Source organism: Candidatus Chloroploca mongolica, assembly GCF_004762035.2.
GTDB classification, from domain to species: Bacteria; Chloroflexota; Chloroflexia; order Chloroflexales; family Chloroflexaceae; genus Chloroploca; species Chloroploca mongolica.
In genome coordinates this window covers 295,649-308,831 of sequence record NZ_SIJK02000001.1, presented here as the reverse complement: position 1 = coordinate 308,831, position 13,183 = coordinate 295,649, and the positions used below count along the sequence as shown (strand labels likewise).

Annotated in this window: 5 protein-coding genes and 1 pseudogene; all 6 read right to left on the bottom strand. The window is 65.7% G+C overall.

The annotated features are described in order from the left end of the window. Positions 1-689, bottom strand: a pseudogene (locus tag EYB53_RS01385) (hypothetical protein); the annotation flags it as partial. Positions 690-745: 56 nt separating this feature from the next. Further along, the gene (locus tag EYB53_RS01380) at positions 746-1,807 is read right to left on the bottom strand and encodes a general stress protein (protein WP_205712551.1); all 1,062 of its coding nucleotides are present in this window, start codon (positions 1,805-1,807) and stop codon (positions 746-748) included. 102 nt (positions 1,808-1,909) lie between these two features. After that, a complete protein-coding gene (locus EYB53_RS01375; RefSeq protein ID WP_254150820.1) occupies positions 1,910-10,549 on the bottom strand; it encodes a glycoside hydrolase family 94 protein in 8,640 nt (2,879 codons plus the stop codon). Between the two features lie 239 nt (positions 10,550-10,788). Then, positions 10,789-11,169: a hypothetical protein gene (locus EYB53_RS01370; RefSeq protein ID WP_135475933.1), complete on the bottom strand. Its 381-nt coding sequence runs from the start codon at positions 11,167-11,169 to the stop codon at positions 10,789-10,791. Positions 11,170-11,458: 289 nt separating this feature from the next. Further along, positions 11,459-12,610, bottom strand: a complete 1,152-nt coding sequence (locus tag EYB53_RS01365; RefSeq protein WP_135475930.1) for an FAD-dependent oxidoreductase — start codon at positions 12,608-12,610, stop codon at positions 11,459-11,461. After that, the gene (locus EYB53_RS01360) at positions 12,558-12,983 is read right to left on the bottom strand and encodes an FAD-dependent oxidoreductase (protein WP_167857193.1); all 426 of its coding nucleotides are present in this window, start codon (positions 12,981-12,983) and stop codon (positions 12,558-12,560) included. The genes EYB53_RS01365 and EYB53_RS01360 overlap by 53 nt, the downstream gene beginning before the upstream one ends. Positions 12,984-13,183: the final 200 nt, after the last annotated feature.

The following is a 13,183-nucleotide window of genomic DNA, read 5'->3' as shown; positions in this document are numbered from 1 at the left end:
AAGTCCGGGTTGGCGGTGCTGACTGGCGCAGTACGCTGGCCCTGGGCGAAGTCCGGGTTGGCGGTGCTGACTGGCGCAGTACGCTGGCCCTGGGCGAAGTCCGCGTGGTTCGTGTCCGTTGCCGGCGAAGAGTTCCAATCAGTTTTGTGCCATTCCTTGCTGCGCTGATCGATGTCTACCACCCCATATTGGTGCATCACCGCATTGACATTGACCCGCTCGGCCATGGCTGCATCGACGCTGACAGTCAACAGCACGCCACCCCGTCGCACGCCCTCGGCATAGATATGGGCCGATTCTTCGGGCACTCCGGCACCCATCAGACTGCCAGCCAGGCCACCGACACTCGCGCCGACACCGGCCCCGAGGGCGGTAGAACCCACCGCAGCGCCGATGCTACCGATAGCGGCGGCGAGAGGGCCGATCGCCAGCACCGGGCCAATCCCAGGGATGGTGAGCAATCCGGCGCCCACCAGCAGGCCGACCGCTCCGCCGACCACGCTGCCGCCGACCGCGCCCGAACCTATCGGGTGATCTGCGCCTACCTCGTGCTGACGGACGCTCGCGTCGTTCGCGTCACGGGCCACCATGCTAATATCTTCGCGCAGGATACCGTGATCGATCAGATCATTCGCGACGCTCTGGGCGTCACCTACGTTGTCGAAGAGTCCGGTTATAGTTTGAATCATTGCTGTGTTCCTTTTATTCGTAGAACAGTGCTGCTTGCTTATTTGGATGCTGTGGCCTAGTGTTGTCTGGTGCCTTTCTCCCAAGCGTAGCGCACAGCTGTCTTGAACTCATCCCAGGTGTTCGGATGGCTCAGATTCCAGGTACGGCGCAAATCTGGCTCAACCGCATCCCACGTGTGACCGTTAACAGTCGTGTCGGTGGCCATATCAGAGCCAAAGCTATAGGCCGGGGCATAGTCACTGTAGGGCCGTCCGCCTGCTGCTACCGTCGACTGATAATGGGTCTGGAAGTCGTGATCATTGTTGCCGTTGGCGTCGTGCATACCGTGGGTGGTGGCGTTTGGGTAGTTGTTGCTGAGTGGCGTAACCCGCTGCCCCTGGGCGAAGTCTGGTTGGTTCGTGTTGGGTGGCGTACTGCGCTGGCCCTGGGCGAAGTCCGGGTGATTCGTGCTGGCTGGCATGGTACGCTGGCCCTGGGCGAAGTCCGAACTGAACGTACTGGGTGGCGCAACACGCTGGCCCTGGGCGAAGTCCGGGTGGATCGTGTCCGTTGCTAGCGAGGGAGTCCAATCGGTTCTGTCCCACTCCTTGCTGCGTTGATCGATGTCTACCACCCCATAGCGGTGGAGGATCGCATCGACATCGACCTGCTCGGCCATGGCCTCCTCGACGCTCACGGTCAGCAGCACGCCGCCCCGTCGCACGCCCTCGGCATAGATGTTGGCGGACTCTTCGGGCACTCCGGCGCCCATCAGGCCGCCGGCCAGGCCACCGACACTCGCGCCGACACCGGCCCCGAGGGCGGTGGAACCCACCGCAGCGCCGATGCTACCGATAGCGGCGGCGAGAGGGCCGATCGCCAGCACCGGGCCAATCCCAGGGATGGCGAGCAACCCGGCGCCGACCAGCAGGCCGACCGCCCCGCCGACGACACTGCCGCCTATCGCACCCGTACCCACCGATTGGTCTGCGCCGACCTCGTTTTGCTTGTGCTGCTGTTCGTTCGTATCATTCGCCACCATGCTGATATCCTCGCGCGGGATGCCGTGATCGATCAGCTCTTGCGCGACGCTCTGAGCGTCATCTAATTTGTCGAAAAGTCCGGTTATGGTTCGCATTATTGATATGTTCCTTTCACTCGTAGAAGAGCACTGCTCATTCGTAGAGCGCTGCTTGCTTATATCGTCGTACCTGACGTAGAGAATGAATGATGTGTACCTTCAGTCTAGCGAATGTGGGTGAAGAGCGGTAGCCGATAAACTCCGACTCTCGTATGAGCAGTATCCCTGACAGTGTGAGGGTTCCATCCCGGCGATGACAACGCGAACCTCATGCGCCCCAGGATGATCGTGCAGCGGGATCTGGCCGTCATACACCTCCACGCCATCAAGCGTCACCAGTGCATCGGTTCCGCGTTCGACCGTGATCTGGTAGGTCGCCGTGCCGACTCGGTAGTTCGCGGTGTAGCCGGGCCACTCTGGCGGTAGGCATGGGGTGACGGTAAGGGTGTCGCCGCGGCGGCGCAGGCCGAGCAACTGCTCGATGCCCAGCCGGTAGAACCAGCCCGCCGATCCGGTGTACCACGTCCAGCCACCGCGTCCGGCGTGGCCGATGGCGGTGTAGACATCGGCGGCGAGGCTATAGGGCTCAACCATGTAGCGCGCGCTGTGCTCGGCGGCGTGGTGTACCGGGCTGATCAGTTGCAGCAGTTCGGCCACTCGCTCGCCCTCGCCCAGCAGCGCCCATGCCCAAATCGTCCAAATTGCGGCGTGGGTATACTGGCCGCCGTTTTCACGCACCCCCGGCAGGTAGCCCTTGATATAGCCTGGGTTATGGTCGCCCTGGTCGAAGGCCGGAGTGAAGAGCCGGATCAGCCCGGCTTCACGGTCGACAAGCAGGTTGTCCACCGCCTCCATGCCCGCCCGTGCGCGGGCCGGGTCGCCGACACCTGAGATCACCGCCCAGGACTGGGTCAGCGAGTCGATCTGGCACTCTGCGTTGGCCTGCGCACCAAGCGGCGTGCCGTCGTCGTAGAAGGCGCGCAGATACCAGCCGCCGTCCCACGCACTGGTCTCGATGGCTACACGTAGCCGCTCGGCCTCGGCCCGGTAGTGTGTAGCGCGCTCGGTGTCGCCGCGGGCTGCGGCCAGATTGGCGAACGGGTGCAGCACCGCGATCAGGAACCAGCCGACCCAGACGCTCTCGCCGGTGCCGCCGGCACCCACCAGATTCATGCCGTCGTTCCAGTCGCCAGCACCCATCAGCGGCAGGCCGTGAGCGCCCATCCGCCCTAGCCCATAGTCGATCGCCCGCGCACAATGCTCGTACAGGCTGGCTTGACGCGCTGAGACCGTGGGTAGGTCGTAGTACTCGGCCTCGCCCGGCTCCAAGGGCCGGCCCTCCAGGTAGGGTGCCGGTGCATCGAGCAGCGCGAGGTCGCCCGTCGCCTCGCAGTAATAGGAGGTGACATAGGGCAGCCAGAGGTAGTCGTCGGAGAAGCCGGTGCGGACGCCGCGCCCGCTCGGCGGATGCCACCAGTGCTGGACGTCGCCCTCGACAAACTGGCGTGCGGCGGCGCGCAGGATCTGGGCACGAGCCACCTCAGGCGCGGCCTGAGTCAGGGCCATCACATCTTGGAGTTGGTCGCGGAAGCCGTAGGCCCCGCCCGATTGGTAGAAGGCCGAGCGCGCCCAGACCCGGCAGGCCAGGGTCTGGTAGAGCAGCCAGCCGTTTAAGAGCAGGTCGAGGGCCGGGTCGGGCGTCTGTACCTGAGTCGCGCCGAGCAGCGTGTGCCATCCCGCGACGGCGGACTGCTGGGCGCGGGCCGCCGCGTTCGGTGTGCGGTAGCGCTCGACGAGCCGCCGCGCCTCAGCGGTGTCGGTGCCCTGACCAAGCAGAAAGACCAGCTCGCGCTCCTCGCCGGGATCCAGATCGAGTGCGCAGCGAATGGCGCCGCATGGGTCGCGCCCTGCGCCGACGCGACCTGAGAGGGTGCGGGCGGCCATGCCTGTTGGGCGTCCGAGGTCGCCGTTGCGCCCGATGAACTCGGTGCGGTCGCCGGTGTAGCTCAGCACGTGCTCGCTCGCGGCGAGGAACGCCACCCGCCCGCCGAACTCGACGTTGTAGGCATTGTGGGCCAGCAGCGCGGCGCACTCCTCGTCATAGGCAGTAACGATGTAGGGGGCCATCTGGGCGCGGAAGACGCCCAGCACCCACTCGGCGTAAAGCGTCGCCGTCAGCTGCGCGGGTTGGTCGCCGTGATTGCGCAGCCGCAAGCGGAAGATCTTCACCGGGTCATCGCTGGGCACAGTGATCGTCAAATCGCTAGCGATGTCGCCGCGCTGGCGCGTGAAGCTGCTGTAGCCAAAGCCGTGGCGCACACGCACATGGCCTGCGCCGACGGGGCGCGGTGTGGGCGACCAGATCGCGCCGCTGGTCTCATCGCGTAGGTAGAGCGCTTCGCCCAGGGGGTCGCGCACCGGGTCGTTCGCCCAGGGGGTAAGCCGGTTCTCGCGGCTATTGCCGGCCCAGGTGTAGCCGCCGCCGCTCTCGGTGACGATGCAGCCGAAGCCAGGGTTGGCGACCACATTTATCCAGGGCGCAGGGGTGGGCCGCCCGGGGATCAGGTCGATCACATACTCGCGCCCGTCGGGCGTAAAACCGCCGTAGGGCGAGGGCTGGATCAGGGTGACGGGCGGGAGTGGTGCGTCATCTATGACGGAGATGATTGGCACGGCAGGGGCTTGGCCAGCATCAGACTCGCGACGGCGCAGGTGCTGGGCCAGGTCGCCCCGGCGGGTGGACAGCAAGGCGCAGGCTACTGCCTCCAGCAGCACCTGGTCGGCTGCGGGCACGAGATCGCCACGCAGGAGAAAGACGCCACCACGCTGGTTGAGCAGCGCCCCGGCGCGGCTGCTACGCACCAGGCTGAGCAGTTGATCCTGGCGTCCCTGCGCGTAGCCTCCGCTGTCTTCGTTGAGGATGACGAGATCCAGTGTTAGCCGCTTGAGCCGCCAATACTCGTGGGCGCGCAGCAACTCGGCCACCAGGGTTAACTCGTCGTCTACGCCGACACGCACCAGCACCAGCGGGAAGTCACCGGAGATGCCGTAAGACCACAGGCTGGGCTGACCTCTGGTGTTCGCCGTGAGGGTTTCGGGTGAGGCCCGCCGCCGCACGTCGAGGAAGAGCGCGGCGCTGGCGAGGCGTTGGAAGCGGTGGGCCTGGTCGGCGTCAATATCAAGATCGTGCAACTCCACCTGGCTCTGGGTCCAGGCCAACTCGAAGGCCCGCTCTGCGGCGGCCGGGTCGCGCAGGCGGGCGGCCAGGGCCAGCGCCTCGGCTCGTCCCTCGGCCACGCCGGTGACGAAGGTGATTTGGGCGCTGGCCCCAGGCGCGATCCGCACGCGCCGGCGTAGGCTCAGCGCTGGGTCAAGCACGGCGCCGGTGTGCCCGCCAAGGGGTATGTGGAGCGCCTGCGGGTCGGCCATGCTGCGCCCGCGCCCGACGAAGGCGGCCCGGTCGCTTTCGTGCTGGGTGGCACCAAGGGGGTGGCCCCGCACGCTCACGCTGTGGATGGCCCAGATGCGGGCGGCACCAGCAGCACGCGGGCGGCGCACGGCCAGCAGCACGTCGTGCTCGGGCACAAACTCGGTCTCGACGAACAGGTTCGAGAAGGCGGGATGGGCTTCGTCGGCGGCGGGCGGGGCTAGCACCACCTCGCTGTAGCTCGTCAGTTCTAGCTCGCGTGGCGCACTGGTGAGGTTCGTGAGCGTGACCCGACGCAGCTCGGCGTGCTCCTCAGGCGAGACCACGACCTCCATGCGCGTGTCGATCCCGGCCACCCGCTGCCGAAACTCGGCCCGATCTAGGCCGTAGGTTACCTGGTAACTCTGTGACTGGTGGCGGGTTGGTTGGTGAGCGGTGGACCAGACCGCGCCGCTGCGGGCGTCGCGGATATAGATGAAGCTACCCCAGTCGTCGCGGCTCACGTCAGAGCGCCAGCGCGTGATGGCCAGATCATCGAAGCTGCTGCTCCCACCGCCAGCAGTGGTGAGCATCAGGCGGTAGCGACCGTTGGAGAGCAGGTGGCTGTAGGGCACGCTGGTGAAGGGCGTGTTGAACTGGCGCGGCGATGGTGGGGCCGCAAAGGCGATCTGGGGATCGCGTGCGGCCGTCCGCGCCGTCTGGGCCGGGCGCGTTTGGGGCACCCGCTCCTGGAGCAGGGTCTCGGCTGACTGTACGAGCGGCTCGGCGTGGAAGCGCCGCTGCATCACATTGGCGTGGAGCACGTTATCCAGGGCGAGCAGGCTCATGCCTTGGTGGTGGGCCATAAACGAGCGCACGATCGCGCGGCGATGGCCGGGCGGCAGGCGGCTTGGCGTGTAGTCGACGGCCTCGTACAGCCCGTAGCTGCCAAACATATCATCGGCGACCAGCACCCGCAGGTTGTCCAGGGCCTCGGCTGGGCGCACCGGCAGGGCCAGCATCGTCGCGTAGGGCGCGATCACGAGATCGTCGTCGAGGCCGCTCTTCAGCCCCAGGCCAGGCACACCGAAGGCGTGGTACTGATAGTTCATCGCCAGGTCGCGTGCATTGTAGGCCGACTCCGAGATGCCCCATGGCACGCCACGCTCTTTGCCGTACGCGATCTGGCGGGCAACGGCGGCGGCGTAAGTGGAGTCGAGCAGTGTCTCGGGGTAGCGGCGCATCAGCAGCAGCGGCATCAGGTATTCAAACATAGTGCCACTCCACGAGAGCAGCGTCGCGCCCAAGCCCACCGCCGTGAGGCCACGTCCCATGCGGAACCAGTGCTCCTGCGGCACATCGCCTCTGGCGATCGCCAGGAAGCTGCCCAGGCGGGCCTCGGAGGCCAGCAGGTCATAGAAGGAGCTGTCGCGCCGCTCATCGGACACGCGATAGCCGATTGAGAAGAGGTGGCGCTGACTGTCGTAGAGGAAGTCAAACTGCATCGCCTCAACTTGATCGGTGCAAGCGCGGGCGATCCAGGCATGGCGTGCAAGCAGGGTGGTGGCCGTGGAGACGCCGGTATCAGCCAGTTCGCCGAGGGTCGGTGGCCGGTCACGGTGATCCAATGCGGGCACGAGGCTATCAATATCTTCCAGCAGGCTGCGAGCCTGGCGGCCAATGCGAGCACCCCACATGGCGACAGGTCCGACGTCGCCTAGATCCTCCGCCCACTCTAGTACCTCGCCGAGCAGATCGCGATAACCGCCCACCGTAGCAGGCGTATCGCGGAGGAACTCGGATAGGGTGGCAACCGCCTTGCGCGCCGACCCATGGTCCCCAAGCTCCTGCTCCATCAGCGCGAGGGAATCCTCGATCCCGACGAGGGCTTGCTGGCCGATCAGCGGCGTATTGCGCAGGGCCAGGTAGCCCTGGCGCAGGGTGAGCAGGGTCGCCACGAAATTGCCGCTGTCCACCGTCGAGACATAGGCTGGCGGCAGCGGGTGCAGCGTACGGGTATCATACCAGTTCAGCAGGTGGCCCTCGTAACGCTCGAGGAGCGCCAGCGTCGCGAATACCCGCTCGGTGCGCTCGGTCAGTTCCAGCACGCCGATATAGCCAAAGTCGTAGGCGGCCAGATCGGCCAGTAGCTGGAGCCCGATGTTTGTGGGCGAGGTGCGGTCGGCGATCAGGGGGCGCGGTGTCTCCTGGAAGTTATCGGGGGCCAGGAAGTTGGCCTCGGCGCGGACGAACTGCTCAAAGAAGGTCCAGGTGGCACGGGCCAGCCGTCGCAACAGAAGCTGATCTTCGGCGCTGATTGGGAGTACCGCATGAATGTGTGGTTGGTCGAGCCAGGCGGCGAGGGCTGGCGCAGCGAGCCAGTCAGCAAGTATCGGCAGCGCAGAGAGGGCCTCGGCGTGCCGGCGACCAGGGGCAGTCGCCAGGGCCGCGCCGACGATGAGCATGGGCGCGCCTCGGCGCAGCACCGGCATATGGGAGCGCTGGAGCCGGCCCTGCGACTGCGCGGCGGTCTCCCACTCGAGCAGGTTGCGCCGCGTGATCAGCGTGCGGGTCAGGGTGCGGACGATCGCATCAAGGTTGAGCAAGGTCTGGTCGGGCAGAAAGGCGACGTTGAGAACCAGACGCAGAGCGCTGAGTTGAAGCTCGCGGAGCCTGGCCCGCAGCGCACCCATATTGCCCGGTTCCAGCACGGCGGCGCGGGCGGCGGCTAGCAGGTCGAACGCCAGCGGCGCGGCTAGGGGCGCCAGGGCCAGGCATGTCCAGACCGCCGGGCGGCCGGGCAGCCAGCGCCAGCCGGCGACGAGCAGGGCGACCGTTGCGGCTGGGGTGAGGCTGCGTCGCAGGTTGTCCAAGATCTTATAGCGCGCGATCACTGGCAGGCTGTTCGCCCGCCAGCCCTCGGCCGACGGTGTGCGAGGCAGCAGCCAGGCCGCGATCTGCCAGTCGCCGCGTACCCAGCGGTGCTGGCGTGCCGCCCAGGCCGCGTAGGTGGTCGGGTAGCTGTCCACTACCTCCACATCGGAGAGCAACCCGACGCGGGCGTAGAGGCCCTCGATCAGGTCGTGGCTCAGCAGGGCATTCTCGGGGAAGCGCCCGTGCAGCGCCGTGCGTAGAACCGCCGGGTCGTAGATGCCCTTGCCGGCGAAGATACCCTCGCCAAACAGATCCATGTAGGCATCCGAGACGGCGGTTGTATAGGGGTCAACGCCAATATTTCCAGCGAAGACGCGGGCGAAGCGACTGGCCGTGGCACTGGGCAGGTCGATGCCGACCCGCGGCTGGAGGATGCCGTAGCCCTCAGCCACTCGCCCGGTCAGCGGGTCGAACCGGGCCTGGTTGAGCGGGTGGGCCAGCGTGCCGATCAGGGCCTGGCCGACGTCACGCGGCATCTGTGTGTCGGCGTCAAGGGTGATCACATAGCGCACGCGCTCCAATACGCGCAGGTCGCCGACCATTACGCCATAGGATGTCTCGCCCGCGCCGACCAGCAGTGTGTTGAACTCCTCCAACTTGCCGCGCTTGCGCTCCCAGCCCATCCAGCGGCCCTGCTGCTCATTCCAGATGCGGTGGCGATGCAGCAGCAGGAAGCGATCCGCGCCGTGGCGCTCGGCGAGTTGGCGCATGCGCTCAGCTGCGGCATCGAGCAGCGAGGCATCCTCGGGCATGTTCTCCTCGGGCGCGTCGGCGAAGTCGGTGAGCAGGGCAAAGTGCAGGTTCGGATCCTGGTTCGCCAGGGCGATCACCTCCAGGGTGTCGAGTTGGCGGCCCACGCTGTCTGGAGTCAGTAGCAGTGTCGGCATCACCACCACGGTCGTCAGCTTAGCGGGGATGCCCGCCGAGAGATCGAGGCGCGGTAGCACGCGCGGTGGCAAGAACGTCGTGATGGCGCGGTTGACCAACTCGCCCGCCAGTGCGCTGGCCGGGATGAGCGCCAGGGCGATGGGTAGGAGGGGGGAAGCATCGGCAAGGGATGGGCGCTGGCCAGCACCCATCCCTTGCCGATGCTTCCCCCCTATGGCATAGCCGTGCCGCGCCAGCCGCAGCCCGGTGGCCACAATTGCGGCCGTGGCCGCGCCGACAGCCCCCAGGTAGCACGCCGTTGGGTGTGCCATCGCCGCATTGCGGGCGCGCTCCAGGGGTGACGGACGGTAGCCAAGTTGGGCCGCAAACGCCGGGCGCCCTGCGCCCACCAGATAGTAGCCGACGTGGCGCTGGCGTGCGTCGGCACCGACTGCCGCGTGGGCGTGGGCGACCGTGCGGCGTGCGACCTCGACCTCGTTCATGCGCGCCCCGCGGGCCAGATCTTCGACCGCGTGGCGGTAGCGGTCGCGGGTTGCGCTGGTGCCGCGCGCATAGGCTCCCGCCGGGTCACGACACAGCAGATGCTCGATCTGGCTCACCTGCGCAAACCAGTCTGGCCAGTTGATCGCGCCCAGGGCGCGCATGCTGCTGATGGTGTTGCCGACCGAGACCTGATTCGCGGCCTGACGCTGGTGCTCCTCGTGGATGAGCGATTCGATCGTCGTGTGCGGCGTGACGGGCTGGGTCTCCAGCCAGGTCACCACCCGACCGATGTCGTGCTCGCCCTCGTGGGCGCGCAGGCGACGCAGCAGTTGGGCGGCGAGCGTGATGGGCAGGGCCGGGTGACGGCGCGTGAGCGCACGCAGCACATCTGCGCCCATAGCCTCGCCTGGCGCACCGAGCAACTGCTCGACCCAGGTGTCGGCCTCGTGGCGGAGCGCACGCACCTGGAGTACCTGGGCCGATAGTCGGCTGAGGTTCTTGACCAATCCGATCCGCAGCATGATCGCCACGGCCCAGAGCTCACCCATCTGGAGCGGGGTGATTGACTGGTAGGCACTGAGGAAGCGCAGCAACACTGTGGCATCCACTCGACCATCGGTGTGGCCAATCAGCTCTAGCGCGATGGCGTAGACGCGGGGCAGATCGGCGAACGGGCCATGCCGTAGCTTCGGCAATTGGCGGTAGTAGCCCGGTGGCAGATCGTGGCGGATCGTGCGGATCTGCTCATTGACAAGATAGGCATTATCGATCAGCCACTCGGCGGCCGGGCTGATCGGCACACTCAGCCGGATGTCCTCGCCGAGGCTCCGGTGCGCCCCGGCGATCTGCCGCTCATCATGATCGAGCGCGCTGCGCAGGATGTTGCCGCCGTGCGTCCGCACGGTAGCGTCAGCCTGGTCGCTGGCGAGGGCGAGGGCAAGCGCATCCAACTGCTCGGCACTCAGCAGGTCGCCGAGCAAGGGGGCGAAGGTCGGCTCAGCCAGAGGATCCGGTGCGGGGTGTGGGAACAGACTTGCACCGAGTGACCGAACGCCATCCGCGAGTGATGCGCACGTCTTGCGAATCATGATGAGACCCTCCTTGCTGGCACTCTAGAATCTCGCACCTAATGGCCGACCTTGCCAGCTTGTCTGGCAAAGTCGGCCACGCCCAAAATAAGTATGTCTGGGGCCTGCGCCCCTACCCTCAATACCGTTCAAAGAAGCGCACGCCAAGCCGCGCAGGATACGCGCACCTCCACGAAAACCTTTGCGCCTTTGCGCCTTTGCGCCTTTGCGTCAAAAAAACCGCCTTCTTTGCATTGCCCCTAACCTCCGACGCTGCGGCCGCGCAGCATGGCGCTCTCGTCACGCTGGGATCGGCGCAGGGGTTGGCTTGTGCTGGGGCCAAGATCGACGATCTGCACATACAAATCCCGCCCACGGCTCGCAAGCTCAGCCGAGAACTCTAGTTCGTCGCGCAGGGTGTGAACAATGACATCGAGCGGGATGCCGCTTGCGCGGGCCTCGGCGACCAGATTGCCAAGCTGTGCCTCAAACGTCTCGGCGGTGAGGTCGGAATCGGGGAGGAGCACACCAAAGGTGTTGAGGAGTTGGCAGACCGGGCAGTTAACGCCAAATACACCCTTGGCAGGCAGATCCAGCGGCGTGCCGCAGTTGCTGCAGCGGAGCGATCCAAGATTCTCCATAGGGCGTTCCTTTCTTCTTTTCTTGCGCTCTGGCACACGGACAGCGCATCACCCTGTGCCCAGAGCCTGCTGGCCAGCCTTGTCGACGCGACAGAACCGGGGAGGAGATGATTATTGCAACAACAGGACTGCGTGGGGGTGAATCGGGGCCGATCAGTTTGCTCTTCCATCTCTGAATATCATAGCAAAGATGTGACAGCGTAGAAAGCGGGCTTTCAGGACCTCTTAGTTGCTGGAATACCTGACACTGTCAGGTATTCCACACGGATCTTCCCAATGAGCCTAATGCTCACTCCTCAGCTGGGAGAAGATCGCTGGGAGCGGGGCCGTTGATCACCGTGCCATAGCTGTCGAAGCGTGAGCCATGGCACGGACAGTCCCAGGTCTTCGCGGAGTCGTTCCACGCCACGACACAGCCAAGGTGGGTGCAGAGCGCCGAGCAGTGGTGGAGCCTCCCCTGGTCATCGCGGTAGGTGGCTACCTTCATCGGCCCCCAGCCGACTACGGCCCCGCTCCCGGCAGGGATCTCGGTCGCGGAGGCGACTTCACCGCCCTTGAGCAGATCGGTATACTGCGACAGCACATTCAGCCCCTCGCTTACGACCTCGCCGAAGCTATGCCCCGTCGCCCGCCCCGGCGCGTAGAGTTCCGCCCATGGATTGGGAATTCCGACAATCTGGTCGGCGATGATCATGGCACCGATGGTGCTGTGGGTCATGCCGATGCCGGTCTGCCCGGTGATCACGTAGACGTGCGGCGAGACCAGATCATGCCCCATCAGCGCCAGGCCGTCGAAGGAGTTCGCCACCTGACCCGACCAGCGGTAGAGCACTTCACCGGCCAGCGGAAATTGCGTGCGGGCCCACTGTGCGAGGCGCTGGTAGCGTGCATCCATATCATCGGCCTGGCCCGTCTTATGATCCTCACCGCCAACGATCAGCACGTCGTGATCTTCTGCGGCCTGGATGCGGACGTAGTGATAGGGGTCGGCCGTGTCAAAGGCCAGAAAGTTTGGCAGGCTGCCGGTGGGGATGTGGAGGCCGATCACATAGGTGAGCGCGGGGAAGATCCGCAACGAGTAGCCGAGCGTGTCGTCGATCGGCATATGGGTCGCCAGCACCACCGAGTCGGCGCGGATCACCGGGCCGTCAGTGGTCTCGAGTGTGACGATCGCCTCGGCGTTCACGCGCGTGATGTGTGTGCCGCAGAAGATCTGGCCGCCCATACGCTCGATCCCGTGGCAGAGCCCGGCGAGATACTTCAGTGGGTGAAAGTGGGCCTGGTGTGGAAAGCGCAGGGCCGGGCTGAGGCGCACGTTGCCAAGCGTGACCCCTTCACTGAGCAGCGCGACATCGTTGAGCCCAGCGCGTTGGGCGGCGTCGCGCTCCTCAGTGAGGGTGCGCAACTCGCCGCCTGGGGCGAGGAAGAGGTAACCATCCATGCGGGCAAAGTCGCAGGCGATTGCCTCGTCGCGGAATGATGCGCTCGATCATGTCGATTGCGGCAAGATGGCTCTCAGCGGTCAGGCGCGTGCCATCGGTACCGCGCAGATATTCGGTCTCGGCGTAGCCCTTGTCGAGCATACCAGTCAGCTGGGCGGTGGTGTTGCCGGTATCGCCACCACCGATCGGCCCGTCGTCGAAAACCGCAACCTGGATGCCACGCTTGGCGAGTTGATAGGCGGTCGAGAGGCCCGCGATCCCTGCACCCACGACTGCAACTGCGATGCGCAGATCCGTGGTCAGCGGGCTATACGTGGGAAGATTGAAGCCGTCGTGCCAAATTGAGGTGGTCTGGATGATCTGTCTCTGCATTCGGTTCTCCTGAGATTCTCGCCATCCCTCGTGGCCGACATGGCCAGTAAAGCTGGTCATGTCGGCCACGAGCAAAATAAGTATGTTTGGGGCCTGCGCCCCCCCCTACCCTCAATACCGTTCAAAGAAGCGCACGCCAAGCCGCGCAGGATGAGCGCACCTACACGAAAACCTTTGCGCCGTTGCGTCAAAAAAACCAC